Below are 22,163 nucleotides of genomic sequence, written 5' to 3'. Positions count from 1 at the left end.
GTTGTGTGGCATCTCAGCCGAGGAGGCTGTGCAGCGGACGGGGGTGAAGACCCGTCGCTGGCTCAGCAAGGACGAAGACCCGTTACAGCAAGGGGCGTCGGCGGCGCAGAAGGAGATCGAGGCAGCCAGGTTGAGCGTGACGGACATCGATCTGGTGCTGAACGCTTCGGGCACGCCGATGCAGGCGATCCCGGACGGTGGAGCGTTGATCGCTGCGGAATTGGGGATGCGGGGCAAGTTCGCGTTCTCGGTGCACGCGACCTGCATCTCGTTCCTCGTCGCCTTTCAGCAGGCGGTATTCTACCCCGACTCCGGCAGAGCCGAGCACATCCTCATTGTGTCGACCGAGGCTGGAAGTCGGGGGCTGAACTTCAATCAGCCTGAGAGCGCGCTCCTCATTGGCGACGCCGCTGTGGCCGTGGTCGTGAGCAAGCCGGTCAACGAGGACCAGGGAATCGTCGCCTCGGGGTTCTCCACCGACATCCATGGCATCCACGACGCAGAAATCCGCGGGTTCGGCAGCCGCTTGCGAGTCGACAACGCCGCCGACCATCTCGACGACTTCAAATTCGACATGCAGGGACTGAAGCTTCTGCGCGGGGCAATCAGTTGGTTTCCGCCGTTCCTCGAATCCGTCCGGCCAGGACTGAGCACGAGCGCCGAGGGCGTCGACAGAGTCATCCCTCACCAGACCAGCAAGGCTGGCATGGAGATGATGGCGCGGTTCTGGGGGTGGGAGAAGATGGTCGTCACCCTGGGGGACGTGGGCAACACGATCGCAGCGAGCATCCCGCTGGCGCTGCACCGCGCTGGTATGGAGCAGGGCGAGACAGCTCTATTGGTCGGCACTGGTTCGGGCACCCACTACGGAGCGCTGATCGTTCAGTGGTAAACTATGCACCTTTCCTCTCCGTCACCGGTGTCGGACGCACTTTCGGCGCCGGTGACGCACAGGTTGTCGCACTTACCGATGTGGACGTTGAGATCGCCTCTGGCGAGTTCACCGTGATCCTCGGACCGTCCGGATCGGGCAAGAGCACGTTGCTGAACCTTCTCGGTGGGATGGACCGACCCAGCACCGGGTCGATCCGCGTCGACGGCGAGCCGATCGAGACGCTGTCGGACAGAGACCTGACCAGGTATCGCCGGGAACGGGTCGGTTTCGTGTTCCAGTTCTACAATCTCATCCCGAATCTGACCGCTGTGGAGAACGTGGCCCTGGCCGCCTCGTTGGTTATGCCTCGCAGGGAAGCCGCTGATATCGCGACGGACCTGCTGGAACGGGTGGGGCTTGGTCATCGACTCGAGCAGTTCCCCCGGCACCTCTCTGGCGGAGAGATGCAACGTGTGGCGATCGCCCGCGCTCTGGCGAAGAGGCCTGGGCTTCTGCTATGTGATGAGCCCAGTGGCGCGTTGGACACGGTGACCGGAACGCAGGTGCTCGCTCAGTTGCAGGAGACCGCGCGCAGTACCGAGACCGCTGTCGTGGTCGTCACCCACGAGCACACACTTGCTGAGGCGGCTGACCGGTTGATCAGTCTGCGCGACGGGCGCGTCGTCGAGAACCGCCGCAACGAGACCCCTGAGACGATCGCGGTCAGGGAAGTAGCATCATGATCTTGTTCGGGCGCAAGCTCGGCCGTGACCTTCGCGAGCACTGGGCGCAGTTCATCGCTGTCTCCCTGATGGCAGCGCTGAGTGTTCTTATCTTCTCTGGGCTGGAAGGTGGCTGGCGAGGCATCCAGGCAGAGCTTGATTCTTTCGCCGCGGAGCAGGAGATGCCCGACGCTTGGGTCACCGGATACTCGTTGGCCGAGGACGACGCCGAGCAGATCGAAGACCTCGACGGCGTTGACCAGGCATCCCTCGTCGCATCCGTGTCGGTGACCCGGACTGACAGCTCGTCCGAGGACGATCTGTCGCTGAGCACCCGCGATGAGGCCGGAATCAACGCCCCGTACAGCGTAGACGGCGCACCAGTGTCTGACGAGGACGGGGTCTGGCTCGACGAAGCCTACGCCGAGGCAAACAACATTGGCGCGGGCGACGAGATCACCGTCTCTCGCGGTGGTACCGACACGAGTCTGCGAGTCAAGGGATTGATCTTGCAGCCGGACAAGATCGCCTACACCGGCACCGGTCTAGTTGCCCCGGACCCCGCGTCGTTCGGCTACGGCATCGTTAGCGACCAAACCGCTACCGAGCTGGCTGGGGCCGAACCGGTCGAGCAAACCATCACAATCCTTGGCGATCCAGGCGTAGTCCACGCTGAGGCGCCTGGCATTCTCGGGGACCGCTATGGATCATTCTCTGACCGCGATACACACCCGCATGTCGCGACCGCCTACGAACGAGTGTCGCAGATCCAGAGTCTATCCTACCTGTTCTCCTCGCTGTTCCTCCTCGTCGCGCTGCTGTCGATCTTCACCTCGATTCGGCGCTTGACCGACATACAGCGTGGCGAGGTCGCGACCCTGAAGGCGCTCGGCCACTCCAATCGACTCATCGGCACCTACTTCACGGCCGTGGGCATTGTCGCCGTCCTCATCGGTGTCTTGGTCGGTCTCGGGCTCACGCCACTCCTGTCGCGATATGTGCTCAGTACCCAACAAGGCAGTTTCAGCCTGCCCGCATGGACCACCGCTTACACCCCAGCGAGTGCCGTCCTGCCGGTGTTGCTGATCGTAGTGTGCATTCTCGCGTCCTGGACGGCCACTCGTCCCATGCGTAAGGCGACCCCGGCCGAAGGGATGCGCCCGGACATTGGACGAGCTCGCCGGAGCCTGCTCGAACGGCTCCCCACCCTGTGGCAACGTCTGCCGTATGGAAGCCGCTGGGCGATCCGCGATGCCTCCGGCAACCCGGTCCGCGTGGTCATGGGAATCGTGGCGACCACCGGATGCATGATGCTGCTGGTCACTGGCTTCGGCATGCCCGACACCCTCAATCAGCAGGTGAAACTGTCCTACTCCGAGCAATACCGTTACGACACGCGGCTGTCGATCTCCCCGCTGGCCACCGAAGCGATGCGCGAGCGAATCGAGGAGGAAGCCGGTTCGGGTCAATGGGTGCACCAGTCCTCGGTCCAGCTCGGACCTGAGGACGGCACAGAGCACACGCTGACTGTACTCGGAACAGGCGACCTTTTCCGCTTACTGGACCGGGACGGTGATGTCATGCCCGTGACAGACGAAGGTGCTGTCATCACAGACCGTCTCAGCGATAGCCTCGACCTCAATGTCGGCGACTCTGTCATGATCACGACTTCGGACGGTAGCGATCATGAGATCACGATCACCGCGGTGAGTGCGATCTCCGAGCCACAGGGGATCGTGCTGACTGAGGAAGCATGGAGTGACGTCGGCGGGGAGTTCTTCCCTACCAGCTATCTGACCGAGGAGGCGGCCGACGAGGACGTGCAAGAGTTGCCTGGGGTCACCGGGGACCTGAGTCTTGAGGAACAGGAGGCCAATGCGCAGTCGCTGGTTGACTCATTGGCCAGCGTATTCACCCTCATCAAGGTCTTCGCGATTATCCTGGCCGTCGTGGTCCTGTACAACCTGGGGGCGCTGAGTTTCACCGAACGCATCCGTGACTACGCGACCCTGCGCGTGCTCGGCTTCCACCATGGGGAGTTGCGATCCCTGGCCGGCCGAGAGAACATCACCACCACGCTGATCGGATGGCTTGCCGGCATTCCTGCGGGCTGGTGGTTTCTCGGCCAGTACGTTGGCCTGTTCAGCACCGACCGGGCCAGTTACCTGCCCAGCGTCTCGATAGCCAGCCTCGCCATTGCCTCGGCCATCACTATCTTCTTCGCAATGACCGCGACACTGTTGCTGACCCGACGCATCAAGGGCATCGACATGACCAGTGCCCTCAAGGGCGTCGAATAAAACCACAAAAGGAGACTGTCTCAATCATGGCCATGAGGAAGCCTCCGTATCTGAGGCAGGGAAACAGGAGCGCGGTCAGGCCGAGCTGCGGGCCTCGATCCCGGGCAAAAGCAGATCCCACATGGCTTCGACTCGCTCGACGATGTCGGCGCTGCCGGTGAGCTGATGCGAGATCTCCTGCGCGCCGAAGAATCCTGCCACGATCTGCCAGGCCACGGCCTCGACATTGAGTCCGCGCCGTACCTCACCGAGGTCTTGGGCTTCACCGAGATGTTCGGTCACTGTCTCGACCCACGGCAAAAACGGGGTCGGCAGATCAATCCCGATGACATCAGCCTCACGCATCAGCCGCAAAGGCGCGCGCACACCTGGCTCGTCGCGGTAACTCTGCGCAACCTGGGCTGAGAGCCAGCGCAACGCAGCGATGCCTTGTAAGTTCTGACGCCTGACTTCGGCTAAGACCGCTTCCCACGCGGAGAAGTAGGTGCCGACCACGGCACTGGCGAGGGCTGCCTTCGATGGAAAATGGAAATACACTGTGCCCTTGGTCACCTCAAGACGTGCAGCGATATCGCTGAGTGCGACTGAGGCGTAGCCACGCTGGCCGAACTCCTCAGCAGCTACCCGGAGGATGCCCGCACGAGTACGGAGGCGTTGTTGTTCACGCAGGGTTGTTTTCACACCACACCTTCACTGACCAGCCGACGAGTATGCCACCATACTACCAGTCGGCTCTAGTTGTGCGTTTGCTCGGCGTTCGGGGGCGACGCCCGGGCCCGCGGCGCTGGCCGATCGTCTGGCTGTGTGCGACGGCTGGAGATCACCGGGGTATCCCTATGGTTGTTGTCAAGCGGGTGCTGGGTCTCGGGGTTCGTAAAGGGGTGCCTGTTTTCATGATCGCGTACATGACGTTTAACCGGCGACGCGCCAAGCACATGACCGGTCGTGTTATGGCGCTTCCCCTCGGCTTTTCCGTTCGTAGTAGGCCTTCGATAGCGGGTCGTGGCAGGAGGCGTTCCATGCGGTTCGGAACAACGTGTTCTTCAGCTGCTTGTTCCCAGCGCCGGCGGGGAACTCACCCCGGGTCGAGGTCCCGGTTCGTCGGGTCACGGGAGCGATCCCGGCGCCGGCGGACAGGTGTGCGGGGCTTGGGAACGCGGAGAGGTCGCCGGCTGCCAGGAGGATCTGTGTCGCGAGTCTCGGGATGACAAGCTTGACTGCTTCGGCACCGGGCACCGTGACAGTTTGCTCAGACAGTGCCTGGAAAACCTGGTCGATGAGTGGGCCGGCATCATTGTGGCTGTGGTTGCGGGCTCACGGCTTCACCCCGGCCTTTCCGGTCGTCTTGAGCCTAGCCGGCCCGTGGTAGCGGGGGAGCAACTCCATCACGATCGTCCGGGTGAGGACGACACCAAGGACAACGCGTTCCACGGAGGGGTAGATCTGGATCAGTACCGATCGTAGCCGGTTGATCGTGCGTTGTCTCGGGAGCGAGGTCCGCGTCGAACCCGGACAGCACCTTCAGCACCGATAAGGCCTCGGAGCTACGGTCCACGGCTCGGATACGGATCCGCTGCCTTGCGCATCGTCAGCGACGGCGATCGGCAGTGCCCCGATCGTGTTCGGCTGATTGACGACGACAAGCACCGCACCGTGCTACTGCAGATCAGTGATAACAGTGCGCAACGCGGCCTGGTGCGGGGGCTACTCGTGGTCGTACACGCGTTGCCCGTCAACAGTGAGCGCGCATCCGTGGTGGGTGGACTGACCGACGTCGAGTCTCCGTGTGATGGCGTATTCGGTTGTCATGACAGGTCCCCTTGTTCTGCTGTATCCCTGGCCGCTGGTGTCATGACATCCGATGTTGGGACCCATGTTTCGAAGACCCCTCAACCGAAGTCGGGCCGTGTCCCGATCAGTAGCCAACGCGCGTCCTGGACCCCTGGCGACAACACCCCCGGATCATTGACGACAGGGCAAAACAGCCATACCAGGGCCAACGACCAGATCCTCAGACGAGGACCCACCAATAGACGAGGACCCACCAATAAATGCAACGGGCTGAGCAGGCTACGGTTGGCTTCTGGCATCCCTCTCAGAGAGCCAAATCGCGCCCTGAAACAAGGCTCAAAAGCCCGACGGACCCCGCGAAAATCCGTGCCGGCGAGCAAGACACCCATTCGGATATTTTGTATCCAAATGGGTGTCTCACTGGAGCGGGCGACGGGAATCGAACCCGCGTATCTTGCTTGGGAAGCAAGCGCTCTACCATTGAGCTACGCCCGCAGATCTCACAACAGAGACATATAGAGGGTACCAGATGTTGACTTTCGATGTGCCATCACCCCGGTGTGGCAAAACCTGACATTGACACGTGCCATTAAGTCTGAAGTTGCTAACTGAGATAGGTTAGATTCGTGCTTCTCTCTGATCGCGATATTAAGGCCTCCTTGGATTCTGGCCGTATTCAACTCGATCCGCTCGACCGTGACATGGTCCAGCCGGCCAGTATTGATGTGCGCTTGGACCGGTTCTTTCGTCTCTTTGATAATCACCGCAATGTGCACATCGATCCCTCGGTAGAGCAACCAGATCTGACCCGTTTGGTCAGCGTAGACCCGGATGAGCCGTTCATTTTGCACCCGGGGGAGTTTGTGCTGGGTGCGACCTACGAGCAAGTCACGCTCGCCCACGACGTGGCAGCGCGACTCGAAGGGAAGTCGTCACTGGGACGGCTCGGGCTGCTCACGCACTCCACCGCCGGATTTATCGACCCGGGCTTTTCCGGTCATATCACCTTGGAACTGTCCAATATGGCCACCCTTCCGATTAAGCTTTGGCCGGGGTCAAAGATTGGCCAACTGTGCTTCTTCAACCTCTCCTCGCCGGCCGAGGAGCCCTACGGTTCCGGCGGAAATCTCAACCGTTACCAAGGTCAGCGTGGGCCGACCGCGTCGCGGAGCCATCTGAATTTCTACCGCACCACGATCGAACGCTGACAGGATTCCAGACCATGAGCTCCGCCAGCCTCCAACACGTTCCTGACGGGTCCCGCCAAACGTCGCGGCGTCTGCGTGTGGTGGCGTGGTCGCTGTGGGATTGGGGGTCGGCGGCCTTCAATGCCGTGATGGTGACCTTCGTCTTCGGCACGTATCTGAGCTCTGAGGTTTTCGGTCCCGACGGCAGAGGCACCTCGTGGTTGGCAGCCGGCAACGCGGTCGCCGGCGCACTAATTGCGGTGACCGCACCGGTGATTGGCCAGCGGGGCGACCGCGGCGGGAAACGAACGCTCTGGTTAGGCATGAACACAGCGCTCGTGGTGGCGTGTATGGCGCGCTGTTTCTTCGTCCAACCGCAGGAAACCTACCTGGTGCTGGGAGTCATTCTGCTCTCAGCCGGCAACGTGTTCTTCGAATACGCCGAAGTCCACTACAACGCGATGCTGGTCGATATTTCCACGCCGTCCACGATCGGACGCATCTCGGGTATTGGCTGGGCTTGCGGATACCTCGGTGGAATAGTGCTTTTGGGTCTGCTCTACCTGGGCTTCATTTCCGAGGGGCCACACTGGTTCGGGGTCCCTGATGAGCAGATGCTCAACATTCGTATCGTGGCAGTCATCGCGGCCGGGTGGTTTCTCCTGTTTTCCTTGCCTGTGCTCTTCGCTCAACGGCGTAGCGTCGGGGCTGACCTCACCAACTCGGCTGAGTCGGCTCAGAAGAACGCACACGAACCCCGTCCTAGCGTGGTGGAACCCTACCGCCAACTCTGGGGCACTCTGGTGCGTATGTGGCGTGAAGACCGCAACACCTTAGCTTTCCTGATCTCCTCGGCGGTCTTTCGCGACGGCACCGGTGCAATCTTCGCCTACGGCGCAGTCTTGGGCACCACGGTCTATGGCATCAGCGCCAGCGACGTGTTGCTGTTCGGTATTGGCGCCAATGTTGTCGCAGCCATCGGCGCTTTTTCCGGAGGGTTCCTGGATGACAAGCTCGGGCCTAAGTGGGTCATCTGGATCTCACTGGCCGGTCTCTTGGTCTTGGCCGGAACGATTTTCTTCCTCGACGGTGCGGGAGCGTTCTGGGTCGGTGGACTATTGCTGTGTTTCTTCGTGGGCCCGGTGCAGTCGGCATCCCGCGGTTTTCTGGGAAGACTGGTGACTCCTGACACGGCCGGTGAAATCTACGGGTTATACGCCACCACCGGGCGGTCGGTTTCCTTCCTCTCACCCGCACTCATCACTTTGTTCGTCGGGATCGTGGGAGACTCCCGCGCCATGATTCCTGCCATCATGCTGGTTCTGCTAGCCGGAGCCTTGTTGCTGATTCCGGTCCGGGATCCGAAGGTGACTTCACGGACCCTGTGAAATTTTTCATAACCGTGAATTGGCAACCAGCGGTACTGGAACCTGAATGAAAGATGTATTTTTCAAGGCGATATGGCCGAGTTAATGGCGGCGCTACCCCAAAATGCCGGGGAACCCCGGGGTCTGTTCTGATGCTGTGGGCTGACTCGTTACGACCGGAATAACGTCTCTGTGGGCAGATTTAAAGCCCTCTGGCATCGTCGGTGACGACGTCCTGTGACAATCGACCACACCGAAAAGCGCTAAAGTAAGAAGGGTGCCTGCCCCATAATTGCTCTGGAGGACGACCGTGCTTATTGTGCTCATTGCACTGTTCGCCGTCGCATTGGTCGCGCCCTGGATTTTCCGAGTTACCGATCGGGCTGGTTTCTTTGTCTTGGCTGCGGTTCCAGCCGCCGGTTTCATCTGGGTTCTCACCCAGATGCCACATATTCTCCACTCCGAGCAACTCTTAGCCTCCGGAGCAGCCGCCGATGCCGCCAATGACCCGCTGGTGCGCACCTACCCGTGGTTAACCGAGATCGGCGTTGAACTCTCCTTCCGGATGGATACCCTGGCGGCACTGATGTCGCTGATCGTGCTCGGTGTGGGCGCTCTGGTGCTGGTCTACTGCTCTCGGTATTTCAGCGCCGGCGACCCGCGCAACGGTACCTTCGGTGCTCAACTTTTGGCTTTCGCCGGCGCCATGTTCGGGCTGGTCACCACAGATGATCTATTGGTGCTCTACATCTTCTGGGAAATCACCTCGGTGCTGTCCTTCCTGCTGATTGGTTACGCCGGGCAACGAATCTTCGCCCGTCGCTCCGCGATTACCGCGCTGATAGTGACCACTTTCGGTGGTCTGGCCATGCTGGTCGGACTGATGATGCTCGGTGAATCAGCCGGCACCTACCGGATTTCCGAGGTTGTCAACCGTTCCGAAGAACTTTTGACTGGCCCCTACTCGGGAGCCTTTATGGGCTGGGCCATCAGCCTGGTGCTACTGGGTGCGTTGACTAAATCCGCCCAGGTGCCTTTCCACTTCTGGCTCCCCGCGGCTATGGCAGCCCCCACCCCAGTCTCGGCTTACCTGCACTCGGCTGCCATGGTCAAAGCCGGTGTTTATCTGGTGGCACGACTAGCCCCCGGATACGCCGACATGCCAGTCTGGCAAGTGATGGTGCTCGGGGTCGGAATGTGGACCATGCTTGTCGGCGGCTGGCGAGCCCTACGTCAAACCGATATTAAACTCGTCCTGGCCTTCGGCACCGTCTCCCAGCTGGGATTCTTGATGATCGCCAACGGTTTGGGTGACCGCGACGCCGCCATGGCAGGACTGGCCATGCTGATGGCCCACACGCTGTTCAAAGCACCCCTGTTCATGCTGGTGGGCCTCATCGATAAAATGGCTGGAACGCGCGATGTGAACCGCCTGTCCGGGTTGGGCCGAAACCACCCGTGGCTTTTTGCCTTCGCCCTGCTGGCCTCGTTGTCGATGGCCGGTATCCCACCGTTCTTTGGTTTCGTGGCCAAAGAATCCGTGCTGGAATCAGCCCTGCACTGGGGCGAGGTCCACTCACAAGTCGCCACTGACGCGTATGCGGCCCCGAGCTTCTGGGGTATCGTCTGGGCGTGGCTGCCACTCGCCGTGGCGGTACTGGGTTCGGTCTTCACCGTAGCCTACACTGCACGGTTCCTCTGGGGTGGTTTCGCCACTAAGACCACTGTGGACGACCAGGGCGTTACCCAGCACATGGAAGACACCCCGGTCGAAAAGTCGGCCTCGATCCTGGGTACCACCCCAGCAGCGGTGCTGAGCGTGATCAGCCTGGTCGCCGCCTTCGTTCCCGGATTGATGGGTGCCCTGCCCGAGGCCTATAGCCAAACCGCCGAACCGTTAGCCGGTTTTGAGAACGATCCGGCCTACCTGGCGCTGTGGCACGGATTCACCCCGGTGCTGGCAATTTCTATCGCGATCATTCTCGTCGGTCTGGTGCTCTATGCCTTCAAAGACCGGGTCTGGCATGCACAAGATGCCGTACCGTCCTGGGTGGATTCGGCCAAAGTCTATCGTTGGACCCTGCAACGTCTAGATGCCTTTGCTGTCTGGGTCACCGGTCGCACCCAGCGCGGTGACCTGGCTTTCTACCTGTTCATCATTCTTACCGTGGCCACCGTGGGACCGTTGCTGGCCATGCTGTTCCCGACCAATAACGATCCCACCACTGTCAGCCTGCCCAACGTGGCCTTCTTCGGCGACTGGCGACTGGAGCAATCACCGGGTCTGGTGCTGGCCTCGATTTGTATGATCATTGCCGTGGCTGGTGCCGTCTGGGCCCGTCGTCGTTTCATGGCCGTCATGCTGGTCTCAGCCACCGGCTACGTGCTGGCCGCCATCTTCGCGCTCCGCGGATCTCCGGATCTGGCCCTGACTCAGTTGCTGGTGGAATCCATCGTGCTGGTGGCCATGGTGTTGGGCCTGCGGGTACTGCCACCGCGGGTTCCCACCGGGCTACATGGACGCAATAACCGCTGGGCGCGCGCGCTCTTGTCGATCGGATTCGGTCTGGTGATGATGTGGTTGGCTGCTACCGTGCTGGCCTCCCGTGTGCAGGACCCCATTTCACTGAAAATGCCGGAACTGGCCGCCGAAGAAGGCGGTGGCTACAACATCGTCAACGTCACCCTGGTCGATATGCGCGCCTGGGATACCTTCGGCGAAATCACGGTGCTCACCGCGGCCGCCACCGGTGTGGCCTCGCTGGTCTTCATCGCCACCCGGGAGCGTTTCCGCCACCACTCATTGGCCGATGTGGAACCCGGCTCGGTGGGACGCTATAACCATAAAGCCGCGTCGCTGAGCACCGGCGAAATCTCGGTGGTGCGTGGGTTCTCGACGGTTTCGCGTGACCCGTGGCTGATCGCCGGTCGGACCCTGGCGCCGGAACGTCGCTCCATCATCTTCGAAGTGGTCACCCGCCTGATCTTCCACATCATCATCCTGATCTCGATCTACCTGCTACTGGCCGGACACAACGTCCCCGGCGGTGGCTTCGCCGGTGGTCTGCTGGCCGGTCTGGCGCTGACCATTCGGTACCTGGCCGCTGGCCGCTATGAGCTGGCCCAAACCGTGCGCATCCCCGCCGGTGTGGTGCTGGGCTCCGGACTGGCGCTGGCCGCCATCTCCGGGATCATCCCGCTGTTCTTCGGCGGTGAGGTCTTCCAGCAGGTCGACTTTGAATTCACGCTACCGGTCTTCGGTTACGTCCACGCGGCCTCGGCATTGATCTTCGATATCGGGGTCTACCTCGTGGTGATCGGCCTGGTCATCGACGTATTGCGTTCCCTGGGTGCAGAGGTCGACCGTCGGTACGAAAAGGAATTGGCCGTCCGCGAAGAAGCTGAGGCCCGTCGCAAGCAGGTCAGTACTCAGTCCACAGCACAACCGCGAACCGGAGGTGGTCGCTGATGACGATCGATGCGATCTTGCTGATCATCATGGGAGCACTGTTCGCCGGTGCGGTCTATATGGTCATGGAACGGACCCTGACCCGCATTATGCTCGGGCTGGTCATGTTCACCAACGGAGCCAACCTGTTGATCATCATCATGGCCGGCCCCGCCGGTTGGCCCCCGATCGTGCGCGACTCGGTCAGTGCCGATGAATACGCCGATCCGTTGCCACAAGCTCTCACGTTGACCTCGATCGTGATCTCATTTGCCACCACCTCCTTCTTGCTGGCGATGATCTACCGCTCCTGGGTGCTGGCCCGTCGCGATGAAGTTTCCGTTGACGTCGAAGACGTCAAGGTGGCCGAGCAACCCACCTACGACGCCGAAGATGATGCCGAGCTACGCGAGGAAGAATCCGAGTTTATTGACGACGACCAGGACCCGAACATGGCCTACGACGCGCCCTCGGCCGAGTCCGGCTCCACCACAACAGGAGTTGATCGCTCATGCAGCTCGATGTGATCTCCATGGCCCCGCTGGCCGTCGTGTTGCCCATCCTGGGCGCCGCCCTCGCCTTTACGTTGGTCCGACGTCCGCGTGGCCAAATCCTGGTGACCGTGCTGACCATTGTGGTTACCCTGCTCTTGGAGGTCGCGCTACTGATCGCCACCTGGAACGAGGGCGCCAACGCCGTCTTCCTCGGCGGTTGGGAAGCCCCCTGGGGCATCGTGATGGTGGTCGATCGGTTCTCGGCGCTGATGCTGGTGGTTGCCACCACTGTGGTGCTCGCGGTGTTGCTCTACGCCTCCGCACAGGGTATCGGCGATGACGACACGCCCCGGCCGGTCTCGATCTTCCACCCCACCTACCTGATCCTGACCGCCGGGGTGTCCAACGCGTTCTTAGCCGGAGACCTCTTCAACCTCTATGTGGGCTTCGAAATCCTGCTGACGGCTTCCTACGTGTTGCTGACCATGGGCGGGACCGGCCCACGGATCCGCGCCGGTGTCACCTACGTCGTGGTCTCAGTGATCTCCTCGGTGATCTTTTTGATCGCGATCGCGATGATCTATGGCGCGACCGGAACCGTGAACCTGGCCGATCTGGCGGTCAAACTCGCCGAACTCGACCCCGACCTGCAACAGGTGCTACACATCATGTTGTCGGTTGGGTTCGGGATTAAAGCCGCCGTGTTCCCGCTGTCGTTCTGGTTGCCTGACTCCTATCCCACCGCCCCAGCCCCGGTCACCGCGGTGTTCGCCGGCTTACTGACCAAGGTCGGTGTCTACGCCATCGTGCGCACCGAAACCCTGCTGTTCCCAGGCAACCGGCTCAACGATCTGTTGCTGGTGGTCGCCGGGCTGACCATGGTGATCGGTATCCTCGGTGCCCTGGTGCAGTCGGATATCAAACGTGTGCTGTCGTTTACTTTGGTCTCCCATATCGGCTACATGATCTTTGGGCTGGCCCTAGCCAATGTGGTGGGGCTGGGCGCCACCGTGTTCTACGTGGTCCACCACATCACCATCCAGACCTCGCTGTTCTTGGTCACCGGGCTCATTGAATACCGGGCCGGTACCGCCAATATCGACCGCCTGGGCTCGATGCTGAAGATTTCACCGTTGATCGGGGTGCTCTACATCATTCCGGCCCTGAACCTCGGGGGTATCCCGCCGTTTTCCGGATTTATCGGCAAGGTCGGTCTGCTACAGGCCGGTGTGGGGGAGGGCTCCCCGTTGGCCTTCGCCCTCGTCATTGCCTCGGTAGTCACCTCCCTGTTGACCCTACTGGTGATGGTCCGGATCTGGGCCCGCGTCTTCTGGCGCCGAGCTGAGGACGTCGAAGATGCCACCTTGCGCGTGTCCGAAGAAGCCGAAGCCGCCGAGAATAACCAGCCACCCATCCGCAAAAACCTAGCCGGCCTGGTGGCCCCCACCGTCGGACTGGTCGCCGTGGGTGTAGGCCTTACCGTGGTCGCCGGCCCACTGTATAGCTTCGCGGACCAGGCGGCCGAAGATATGCTCGCTCGCACCCCGTATATTGAATCCGTGCTCGGCGATGAGGCAGCCGCCCAAGCCGCCGAAGACCTCCAGGAACTCAACGGATATGGCATCGAATTAGCTTCCGAGTCCTCGAATGGTGCCGGTGAAGACGACAATGACCCCGAAGAAGCCACCGATGCTGCCACCGGCGCATCGGATGCTACATCAGAGACTCTGGGCAGGAAGGAGGCTCGCGATGAATGATCAGGCACCCCCCGCGTCGACACCCAAGAACGACTCGGACGCGCGCGTCATTGAAAATAAGCCACCCTGGTGGACCCAATGGCCCATGTTCTTGCTCCTGGTGCTGATCTGGTGTGCGCTGTGGCAAGACTTCCGCATCGGACAAATCATCATGGGCGCGATCACCGCGGTGCTGGTGATGTTCATTTTCCGCCTGCCACCGATTCCCTTCGGCGACCGGTTCAACTTCTACTACGCGGTGAAATTCCTGTTCATCTTCCTGTGGAAGATCACCTGGGCCTCGATCGATGTGGGGATTAAAGCCATCGTCCGAGGCCCGCGGATCACCAATTCGGTGCTCGCTGTCCAGCTACGTAGCCACGACGACCTCGTGGTTACCCTGGTGGCTCACGCCTACGCGCTGATCCCCGGGTCCTTGGTCATTGACGTGGACCGAACCACCTCCACCCTCTACCTACACGTGCTGGATGTGCCCAATGATCAAGCCGCTGAAGACTATAAACGCGATTCACACAATATCGAGAGCCACATCATCCGAGCCATCGGGTCTAAGAAGGACTACGCCTTGATTCGTGGGGAACACGACACCAGCGAGCCTGCTCCAGACCAAACTCAACACCCGGGAGGTGAGCGCTGATGCATGTCCTTCAGTTGGCAGGCTGGATCTGCCTGGTTTTCTTGGCGATCGGTGCGCTGGCCTCGGTCTACCGCATCGCACGCGGGCCGGCGACCTTGGATCGTGCCATTGCCACCGACGTGCTACTGATTACGGTCTCCTCAGCGCTGGTGGTCATCATGGCCCTGACCGGGCTGACTGACTACATCATGTTTGTGGTTGTTGCCAGTGTGATTGGCTTCGTCGGATCGGTGACCCTGTCCCGCTTCACCGTGGACGGTACCACCGCCAACCCGGGGGCCTCCGAAGAACGGCTGGAGTCCCAAGACCACAAAGACACCTATGTCGGTCACGCACAGGGGCCGGGCCGACGCGCTTCCAAGATCGGGCCCCAGCAGTCGAAGCCACAGCAGGGAAAGGGGGAGTGATCGACTATGATCGAATTTGAGTCAGGGTGGGAGATCGCCGGCGCGATTCTCATTGTGGTGGGCTGTTCCCAGTCAGCCACGGCAGGAATCGGTCTGTTGCGCTTCCCGGATGTGCTCTCGCGTATTCACGCAGCAACCAAGCCACAGGTATTCGGTCTGTTAACGGCATTGGCCGGCCTGGGATGCATTTGGCAGTCGTGGTGGTGGGTTCCCGTCTTGGTCGTCGCCTGGGTACTACAGCTGGTGACCGCACCGGTCTCGGCGCACCTGGTGGGTCGAGCCACCTACCGTTCCCGGCATCTGGACCCGGAGTTGCTCTATGTGGATGAACTGGCTGAAGTGATTACTCGCCAGGATGAAAAAGATCAGCGCGCTGATCACGATCAACCTGACGAGTCAGCCCAGAAGCCAGCCCAGAACTCCTAGACTTCGGCGTCGCCGACTCGACGCGCGGTCCGCTTGGTTTTCTCCTGCTTCTTGGCGCGGGCTTCCATGGCCTTGCGGACACCGCGCTGAGAACCGGACGTAATCAGCGACGAGATCGCTGCCGAGATCGCCGCGAACGTCACGATTTTCGCGATCGAGGTTTGTTGCTCATCGTCTTCCGACGGAGCTTTCTCACCGGTCATAGCCTTCCAGCCCAGATCGACGATCTTGGTGCCGAGATAACCGCCGGCCAGCGAGACACCGGTGGTCAGAACCTTTTGCATTAGCTTATTGCTATCCATCACTCCTGCTTTCTTCTGTGTTGATGACCGGGTCCAGCGCATCCGGACCGAGCTCTCCTGCGGGAGAGGGTTGCCGACTACCAGCTTAGCGAGTCCACGGCCTTTTGAGACAACTACTGGCTTGCTTGCGGAACGCCGATCGTCCCGACGCGACGCAACAGCCGGAATAAGTTCTCACTTTCTCGTGTGAGATCATCGGTGGTCTGACGTATGGCCGCCTGCAGGCTCTGGGGACCGGAACCAATGGGGAACACCGCCGTCAGACCCTCGGCATAGAGGTCCTCGAGCTCATCGCCCAGTGCCCCAGCTAGGGCAATCACGGGGATAGCCCGGCCGGTACGTGCAGCCACGGTACGCGTCGCGCGAGCCACCCCGACCGGGACCTTACCGGACAACGACTGGCCATCAAGACGTCCCTCACCGGTGAGCACCACATCGCAATCGGTCAGCTGGTCTTCAAAAGCCAGCAGATCGAGCAAGGTTGCAATGCCCGAGACCACGCTCGCCCCGGCCACACTTGCTAACCCTGCGGCGAGACCTCCGGCGGCCGCAGCACCGGGCAGCTGAGCCACGGACACGCCGGTGTCGCGGGCGATCACCGCCTCGGCGTGAACCATTCCGGCCTCCAGGTCGATCAGTTGGCGGTCGGTAGCGCCTTTCTGTGGGGCAAATATCGCAGTCGCCCCCTGCGGTCCGGTCAGCGGGTTGTCAATATCGCACAGCACCTGCAACCGGGCGGAACCGAGAGTGTCGGCCACCGCCGAGACATCAACACGATCGAGCTCGCGCAATCGTGACCCGGTGGGGATGAAATCCTCGCCCTCAGCGGTATAAAACCGGGCCCCTAACGCCCAGGCTGCACCAAGTCCCAAGTCATGCGTCGCCGAACCGCCGGCACCGATCAGTAACTCAGTTGCCCCAGACTCGATTGCGTGCCGGATGAGCTCGCCCACGCCCCGGGTTGTGGTAGCTCCCGGATCCAGATGTCCGGCAGCCAAGGGTAGCCCGGCCGTGGCGGCCATCTCGATCACCGCGGTGGTCTCCGTTAGCAGCGCATAGCTGGCCCTGACAGTATCGCCGGGGAAGACTCCGGTGACAGTTGCGGTGACCCGTTGGCCACCTCGAGCAGCCAACACCGTCTCGACGGTGCCCTCTCCGCCGTCGGCCAGCGGAAGCTGGTGCACGACAATCGAGGGATCAGCACGGTGGATACCGGTAGCAATGGCGTGGCAGACCTCCGCAGCGGTGGCGGCTCCCTTATACGAATCGGAGGCAATCAGCACAGTTTTCATCCTGAGGTCCACAGTACTGGATACCGCGGGTCTGGATACCCCGGTGCCCTTAAACGCCGGTGGCCCGGTAATTCCCCACAGAGGAACCACCGGGCCACCGGAAGAAAACGTGCTAACCGGATCAGTGCTTAGGCCTGAGCCGTTGCGTCGTCCTTTTCCTTGCGACTGATCTCTTCGTCCAGGGACGAGCCCTCGACATCAACGTTCGGCACGATCTTGTCCAGCCACTTCGGGAACCACCAGGCACCTGCACCGACCAGGTGCATCAGAGCCGGCATGAGCAACAGGCGGACCACGAAGGCGTCCAGCAATACACCGAAGGCCAACGCGAAACCGATCGGGCGGATCATCACATCATCGGCGAAGATGAAACCACCGAAGACCGAGATCATAATGATCGCCGCTGCAGTGACCACCGAGCGGCCGGACTTGAAGCCCTGCATGACCGCGGTGCGTGCGTCAGATCCGTGGACGTAGGCTTCACGCATACCGGTAGAGATGAACAACTGGTAGTCCATGGCCAAACCGAACAACACACCGATCAGAATGGTCGGCAGGAAGCTCAGCACCGGGCCGGGGGTCGAGACCTGGAAAATGGTATCTAGCCAACCCCACTGGTAGATGGCGACCACGCCACCCATACTGGCCAAGCAGGAAAGCACGAAACCACCGGTGGCGATCAACGGGACCACCAAAGAGCGGAAAACCACGATCATGATCAGCAAGCTCAGACCCACCACGACTGCCAGGTAGACGGGCAGAGCTTCGGCGAGTTCATCGGAGATGTCGATGAACCCGGAGGTCATACCAGCCACACCCAGGTCAAAGGCATTGGTTTCCGGAGTGGTGTCGCGCAGTTCGTAGACCAAGTCCTCCGTGGAAGGCTCGTTCGGGCCTTCTTCGGGGACGACCTGCAGGGCCAAGATGGAGTTGTCATCATTGGTTCCCGCCGGAACTACCTGGTCCACCCCATCCATCTCGGAGATTTGGGTGGCCAATTCCGCGGTAATAGTCATCGCATCATCATCCGAGGTGTCCTCTTCCAGATCCGCGGTAACCACCAACGGGCCGTTACGTCCGGGACCGAAGGCATCATCGATGGCCATGTAGGACTCATACGCGGCCGATCCTTCAGGTTCAGCCGAACCGTCGGGAAGGCCCAGTCGCATCTGGGAAGCCGGGATGGCCAAGATGCCCAGCACAGCGATCGAAGCCACAGCGGTGACGATCGCACGAGTCCACGACATGGGCTGGGTTTGGGGGTCATGGTGACCGGTAATCTGCGAGGAGGAGCCTTCATCAGATTCCTCGGCAGAGTGCTTGGCTTGGCTTGAGTGCTGTTCGTCTCGCTTCCGGCGTTCCTTCTTGCTCAAGGCACGCGGGCCGATGAAGGACAGCATTGCCGGGGTCAGCGTCAGAGCCACCAGCACAGCCAGTAGCACACAGACCCCACCGACAAGACCCATCAGGCCCAAGAACGGAATACCCGTAATGCCCAGGGCTAGCAGGGCGATGACCACGGTCGACCCAGCAAACAGCACTGCGGTACCAGCAGTTCCGTTGGCCAAACCAATCGAGGTACGCACATCCATGCCGGATTTGAGCTGTTGGCGGTGCCGGTTGATGATAAACAGCGCGTAGTCGATACCCACGGCCGAGCCGAGCATGATGCCCAACACAGGGGTGATGGAGACCATCTCCACCACGGAGGAGAAGGCCAGGGAACCGACGGCACCCACACCGACGCCGACCAGTGCGTTCAGCAACGGCAGACCTGCGGTGACGAAAGTACCCAACATAATGAACAGCACAATGGCCGCCACCACCATACCGACGATCTCAGTCGGGCCAATAATCTGCGGGATCGTCTGGGACACCTGCTGAGTGGGAAGGATTTCCACCCCGTCAATCTCGGCTTCCTCGAGGGCGGCCATGACGCCCTCGCGGTCCTCCTCTTCAATATCGAGCGGAGGCTTATTGAACATGATGATCGCTTCAACGGTGGTACCGTCTTCTGAGACCAGTGAGAAACCTTCTGAGGCATCGAGAAGGTCTTGGGCATCCTGAAGTTGGTCGCGATTGGTCTCGAGCTCTTGCTCCGCCTCGTCCAGCTCGTCCTCTTGAGTCGCTAACTCAGAACGGGCTTGTTCGAGCTGTTCGCGGCCCTGATCAATCTGCTCTTGCAGCGGGGCAGCCTGTTGCTCGGCGGCTTCTTGCGGAATGCCTTGAGCCACGGCCTGCTCGATGCCGGCGTCAACCTGTTCTTGGCCTTCGTCCAGCTCCTGTTCAGTCGCACTCAGTTGCTCGCGAGCGTCGTCAAGCTCCTCGCGACCGGTGGCCAGCTTCTCCTCGCCGTCGTCGAGCTGTTGTTGACCATCTTCGATTTCTTGAATCTGGTCCTGTCGTTGCTCTTCGGTGTCGAAAGGATTCACCGTTTCGTTCACCGCGTCGAGCTCATCGAGATCAGTGAGCAGGTCCCCGATCTCGTTCTTTTGCTCGTCGGTAAATTCCGAACCATCCTCGGTGCGGAACACGACCGGCCCGGTGCCCTTGGCGGCATCGGGGAATTCTTCCTCGAGTCGGTCGGTGACCTGCACGGTCGGAGTATCGGGAATGGTGATGGTCGATTGTAGCTGACCACCAAAAGTGAAAAAGCTAATCACGGCAATGGCGACAAGCGCCAGCCAGGATATTAAGACAGTCCACGGGCGCGCAGCGGCGCCCAGCCCAAGTTTGTTCAGAAGTTTAGCCACAGTACATAGTCCTCAAGTTCGAGATATTTAGGCTCGATCGCTACTATAGTTGACGGAGCGTCTCGAAACTAATGGTGAGACTCTTTTCGGCACCGTAAAGATCATCACCTCGGCTCATTCAAAGTCCTGCTTTCGCCTGGGGAGCGGGCAGAATAGGGCTGATGGCCATCCATCTGGTCCGGAAGCAAGTAGGAATATGACCGAAGAACAGAAATCGCGAGGCGGCAGACCACGGTCAGTGGCATCGCATGAAGCGATCTTGCAGGCGACATCCGAACTGCTGGCTGAAGGCGGACACCATCAAGTGACGATGGAAAGCATTGCCACCCGCGCCGGGGTGTCCAAACAGACCATTTACCGCTGGTGGTCGTCCAAAAATGATGTGGTCCTGGAAGCGATCTCGCAGGGAAAGGTCACCTACTATCCGGCACCGGCTCCTCACACTGGTCATCTCAAAGCCGATCTGCTCGCGTGGATGTCCACAGAGTTGGACAAAATCTTCGACGATGCCGACACCCCGCAACTAGTCCAAAACCTGATCTCGATGGTCGCTGCTGCCGGAGAAGATGCTGAACAACTCTTCCGTCCGATCTCCGATCCACTGATGAATGTGCTGATCGGTCGGCTCCGACATGCTGAGCGAGAGCGACCCGGAACCTTGCGATCCAGCCCCGAGATCATCGCTGAAATGGTGGCCGGAGCACTGCTCTGGCGACTTCTGATCAAACGCCCCGTCCCCGAGCACTGGGCTGAATCCATCCTTGATGCGGTCCTGTAGGTTGAGTGCCTGTAGGTTGAGTGTTATTGACTGTTGACCGACCGCCGTCTCCGAGCTGGCGTTACGGTACTGAGCCCGCTCGATGAGTAGAATGTCACCCTATGTACTGGACCCTTTCCGAGATTGCTGATTGGCCGATCTGGCTTGCGATCCTCGTGGTGATTCTCGACCTGGGCATTCGTATTTTGCTGCTGGGAATTGTTCCGGGTAATCGGCGTCCCGCGGTGGCGATGGCCTGGCTGTTGGTGATTTTCTTCCTGCCCTGGATTGGGGTCTTGCTCTTCTTGTTGCTGGGCTCGTTCAAACTCGGCGGTCAGCGACGCTCGCGCCAGAAAGCCGTTAATGAGGAACTCCGGCGTGCTACCGCGCACTGGACGCTCCCTGACCAGATCCACGAGGTACCCCAGTACGTCGAGTCCTCGGCTGCGTTGACCCGTCAGCTGACGGGGTTCCCCATGCTGGATGGCAATAGCTTCCAGTACTACACCGACTACCGCAATTCCTTGCACGCCATGGCCCAAGATATCGACCGGGCCCACGACTATGTGAACATGATGTTCTACATCTGCGCGGTAGACCCCGTAGACCGACGGGGTTATAGCTCAGTGGTTTTTGATGCGTTGATCCGTGCTAAACAACGTGGCGTCACGGTGCGCGTCTTATTTGACCATATTGCCTCGCTACGCGTGCGCGGCTATCGGGACTTGTTGAAACTCTTGCGGGAGCACGACATTGAGTATTACCGGGCCATGCCGGTGCGTCCCCTACGCGGCCAGTATCAGCGACCCGACCTACGCAATCATCGAAAGTTGATGGTGATTGATGGAACCGTGGCCTACACCGGATCTCAGAACCTGATCGAACCCGGGTATAAGAGGGCCTCGGCTCACAAAATGGGTCGAGAATGGGTCGATGTCATGGCCCGGATTACCGGGCCGATCGTGGCTTCACTGGACATCGTTTTCGCCACCGACTGGTACTCCGAGACCGGACAACCCACTCAAGAAAATCTGCGTGATCTCACCACCGAAGAGATTGAAGATCACCGGGGTATCTCCGCGCAGGTTATCCCCTCCGGCCCGGGTTTTGCGAACGAAAACAACCTGCGGGCCTTCAACCATCTGTTCTACTCCGCCACCCGCACTCTGCGGGTGGTGACCCCTTACTTGGTGCCGGATGATTCCATGCTTTACGCGCTCACTACCGCAGCCCAGCGCGGAGTGGATGTCGAGATGATCGTGTGTCGTCGCGCGGACCAGTTCATGGTTCACCACGCCCAGCAGTCCTACTACGAGGCGCTCCTACGCTCCGGGGTGCGGATCTTGCGCTATCCCGACCCCAATGTCTTGCACTCGAAAATGTTCACGGTCGATGACGATGTGGCCGTGTTTGGATCGTCGAATATGGATATGCGCTCGTTTTCGCTCAACGTGGAAGTTACTGTGCTGGCAGTGGGCGCGGAGATCGTAGCGGCGACCGAACGTGTCATGGACGAGTATCGGGCCGAGTGCGAGGAACTCACCTTAGAACAATGGTTGGCCAGGCCACGATATAAACGATGGTTGGATAACGTCTTCCGCCTGACCTCGGCCTTGCAGTAACGCTAGGTCGCCACGTATTTTGTGCTG

18 protein-coding genes and 1 tRNA gene are annotated in these 22,163 nt (G+C 60.5%); 13 read left to right on the top strand and 6 right to left on the bottom strand.

Annotation, left to right across the window (positions count from 1 at the left end; genetic code table 11):
- Positions 1-43: 43 nt before the first annotated feature.
- From QDX22_RS06895 to QDX22_RS06885, 3 genes are read left to right on the top strand one after another with little or no spacing between them, the layout of a single operon-like run.
- Entirely contained in the window at positions 44-892 is an 849-nt protein-coding gene (locus QDX22_RS06895) for a 3-oxoacyl-ACP synthase III family protein (RefSeq protein WP_279717668.1), read from the top strand.
- Positions 886-1,617: an ABC transporter ATP-binding protein gene (locus QDX22_RS06890; protein ID WP_279717667.1), complete on the top strand. Its 732-nt coding sequence runs from the start codon at positions 886-888 to the stop codon at positions 1,615-1,617. The genes QDX22_RS06895 and QDX22_RS06890 overlap by 7 nt, the downstream gene beginning before the upstream one ends.
- Complete coding sequence (locus QDX22_RS06885) at positions 1,614-3,896, top strand: FtsX-like permease family protein (RefSeq protein WP_279717666.1); 2,283 nt, start codon at positions 1,614-1,616, stop codon at positions 3,894-3,896. The genes QDX22_RS06890 and QDX22_RS06885 overlap by 4 nt, the downstream gene beginning before the upstream one ends.
- Positions 3,897-3,971: 75 nt before the next feature.
- On the opposite strand, the gene QDX22_RS06880 is transcribed toward QDX22_RS06885, so the two are convergent.
- The 3 genes from QDX22_RS06880 to QDX22_RS06870 form a co-directional block, all read right to left on the bottom strand.
- Positions 3,972-4,577 (bottom strand): ScbR family autoregulator-binding transcription factor, encoded by a 606-nt coding sequence (locus tag QDX22_RS06880; protein ID WP_279674808.1) that lies wholly within the window; start codon positions 4,575-4,577, stop codon positions 3,972-3,974.
- Positions 4,578-4,844: 267 nt separating this feature from the next.
- Positions 4,845-5,132 carry a transposase gene (locus tag QDX22_RS06875; RefSeq protein WP_279717665.1) on the bottom strand — a complete coding sequence of 96 codons (288 nt, stop codon included), beginning with the start codon at positions 5,130-5,132 and terminating at the stop codon, positions 4,845-4,847.
- Between the two features lie 976 nt (positions 5,133-6,108).
- Positions 6,109-6,182: transfer RNA gene (locus QDX22_RS06870), tRNA-Gly, on the bottom strand.
- Positions 6,183-6,313: 131 nt separating this feature from the next.
- On the opposite strand from QDX22_RS06870, the gene dcd reads away from it, so the two are divergent.
- From dcd to mnhG, 8 genes are all read left to right on the top strand, one after another.
- Positions 6,314-6,895, top strand: coding sequence for a dCTP deaminase (dcd, locus tag QDX22_RS06865; protein ID WP_110098056.1), 582 nt, complete (start codon positions 6,314-6,316; stop codon positions 6,893-6,895).
- Positions 6,896-6,909: 14 nt separating this feature from the next.
- Positions 6,910-8,262: an MFS transporter gene (locus QDX22_RS06860; RefSeq protein ID WP_279717664.1), complete on the top strand. Its 1,353-nt coding sequence runs from the start codon at positions 6,910-6,912 to the stop codon at positions 8,260-8,262.
- A gap of 289 nt (positions 8,263-8,551) precedes the next feature.
- Positions 8,552-11,710: a Na+/H+ antiporter subunit A gene (locus QDX22_RS06855; protein WP_279717663.1), complete on the top strand. Its 3,159-nt coding sequence runs from the start codon at positions 8,552-8,554 to the stop codon at positions 11,708-11,710.
- The gene (locus QDX22_RS06850; protein WP_122548937.1) at positions 11,710-12,216 is read left to right on the top strand and encodes a Na(+)/H(+) antiporter subunit C; all 507 of its coding nucleotides are present in this window, start codon (positions 11,710-11,712) and stop codon (positions 12,214-12,216) included. The genes QDX22_RS06855 and QDX22_RS06850 overlap by 1 nt, the downstream gene beginning before the upstream one ends.
- Positions 12,201-13,940 (top strand): Na+/H+ antiporter subunit D, encoded by a 1,740-nt coding sequence (locus QDX22_RS06845; RefSeq protein WP_279717662.1) that lies wholly within the window; start codon positions 12,201-12,203, stop codon positions 13,938-13,940. Before QDX22_RS06850 ends, QDX22_RS06845 begins: the two co-directional genes overlap by 16 nt.
- Positions 13,933-14,577: a Na+/H+ antiporter subunit E gene (locus QDX22_RS06840; protein ID WP_122548935.1), complete on the top strand. Its 645-nt coding sequence runs from the start codon at positions 13,933-13,935 to the stop codon at positions 14,575-14,577. The genes QDX22_RS06845 and QDX22_RS06840 overlap by 8 nt, the downstream gene beginning before the upstream one ends.
- Positions 14,577-14,984 (top strand): MrpF/PhaF family protein, encoded by a 408-nt coding sequence (locus QDX22_RS06835; protein ID WP_110098050.1) that lies wholly within the window; start codon positions 14,577-14,579, stop codon positions 14,982-14,984. Before QDX22_RS06840 ends, QDX22_RS06835 begins: the two co-directional genes overlap by 1 nt.
- A 6-nt stretch (positions 14,985-14,990) precedes the next feature.
- The gene (mnhG, locus tag QDX22_RS06830) at positions 14,991-15,410 is read left to right on the top strand and encodes a monovalent cation/H(+) antiporter subunit G (RefSeq protein ID WP_110098049.1); all 420 of its coding nucleotides are present in this window, start codon (positions 14,991-14,993) and stop codon (positions 15,408-15,410) included.
- On the opposite strand, the gene QDX22_RS06825 is transcribed toward mnhG, so the two are convergent.
- The 3 genes from QDX22_RS06825 to QDX22_RS06815 all read right to left on the bottom strand — a co-directional run bounded on the left by QDX22_RS06825 (position 15,407) and on the right by QDX22_RS06815 (position 19,757).
- On the bottom strand, positions 15,407-15,712 hold the full coding sequence (locus QDX22_RS06825) for a DUF4235 domain-containing protein (RefSeq protein ID WP_158278442.1): 306 nt from the start codon (positions 15,710-15,712) through the stop codon (positions 15,407-15,409). The two genes, mnhG and QDX22_RS06825, sit on opposite strands and share 4 nt — an antisense overlap.
- Positions 15,713-15,825: 113 nt before the next feature.
- Positions 15,826-17,004 (bottom strand): glycerate kinase, encoded by a 1,179-nt coding sequence (locus QDX22_RS06820; RefSeq protein ID WP_279717661.1) that lies wholly within the window; start codon positions 17,002-17,004, stop codon positions 15,826-15,828.
- A gap of 128 nt (positions 17,005-17,132) precedes the next feature.
- Positions 17,133-19,757 carry an MMPL family transporter gene (locus tag QDX22_RS06815; protein ID WP_279717659.1) on the bottom strand — a complete coding sequence of 875 codons (2,625 nt, stop codon included), beginning with the start codon at positions 19,755-19,757 and terminating at the stop codon, positions 17,133-17,135.
- A gap of 238 nt (positions 19,758-19,995) precedes the next feature.
- Here QDX22_RS06815 and QDX22_RS06810 point away from each other — a divergent pair, with 238 nt between their 5' ends.
- Both QDX22_RS06810 and cls read left to right on the top strand, forming a co-directional pair.
- On the top strand, positions 19,996-20,535 hold the full coding sequence (locus QDX22_RS06810) for a TetR/AcrR family transcriptional regulator (RefSeq protein WP_279717658.1): 540 nt from the start codon (positions 19,996-19,998) through the stop codon (positions 20,533-20,535).
- A gap of 101 nt (positions 20,536-20,636) precedes the next feature.
- Positions 20,637-22,136: a cardiolipin synthase gene (gene cls / locus QDX22_RS06805; protein ID WP_279717657.1), complete on the top strand. Its 1,500-nt coding sequence runs from the start codon at positions 20,637-20,639 to the stop codon at positions 22,134-22,136.
- Positions 22,137-22,163 lie beyond the last annotated feature (27 nt).

It is taken from the genome of Auritidibacter ignavus, assembly GCF_029853775.1.
In the GTDB taxonomy this organism is placed as follows: domain Bacteria; phylum Actinomycetota; class Actinomycetes; order Actinomycetales; family Micrococcaceae; genus Auritidibacter; species Auritidibacter ignavus.
This window is presented reverse-complemented; position numbering and strand designations above follow the sequence as displayed.

Coding starts and splice junctions, on each gene's coding strand:
- QDX22_RS06885 (WP_279717666.1), top strand. CDS start 1,614: ATGATCTTGTTCGGGCGCAAGCTCGGCCGTGACCTTCGCGAGCACTGG.
- QDX22_RS06860 (WP_279717664.1), top strand. CDS start 6,910: ATGAGCTCCGCCAGCCTCCAACACGTTCCTGACGGGTCCCGCCAAACG.
- QDX22_RS06850 (WP_122548937.1), top strand. CDS start 11,710: ATGACGATCGATGCGATCTTGCTGATCATCATGGGAGCACTGTTCGCC.
- QDX22_RS06845 (WP_279717662.1), top strand. CDS start 12,201: ATGCAGCTCGATGTGATCTCCATGGCCCCGCTGGCCGTCGTGTTGCCC.
- QDX22_RS06840 (WP_122548935.1), top strand. CDS start 13,933: ATGAATGATCAGGCACCCCCCGCGTCGACACCCAAGAACGACTCGGAC.
- QDX22_RS06835 (WP_110098050.1), top strand. CDS start 14,577: ATGCATGTCCTTCAGTTGGCAGGCTGGATCTGCCTGGTTTTCTTGGCG.
- mnhG (WP_110098049.1), top strand. CDS start 14,991: ATGATCGAATTTGAGTCAGGGTGGGAGATCGCCGGCGCGATTCTCATT.
- QDX22_RS06825 (WP_158278442.1), bottom strand. CDS start 15,712: ATGGATAGCAATAAGCTAATGCAAAAGGTTCTGACCACCGGTGTCTCG.
- QDX22_RS06820 (WP_279717661.1), bottom strand. CDS start 17,004: ATGAAAACTGTGCTGATTGCCTCCGATTCGTATAAGGGAGCCGCCACC.
- cls (WP_279717657.1), top strand. CDS start 20,637: ATGTACTGGACCCTTTCCGAGATTGCTGATTGGCCGATCTGGCTTGCG.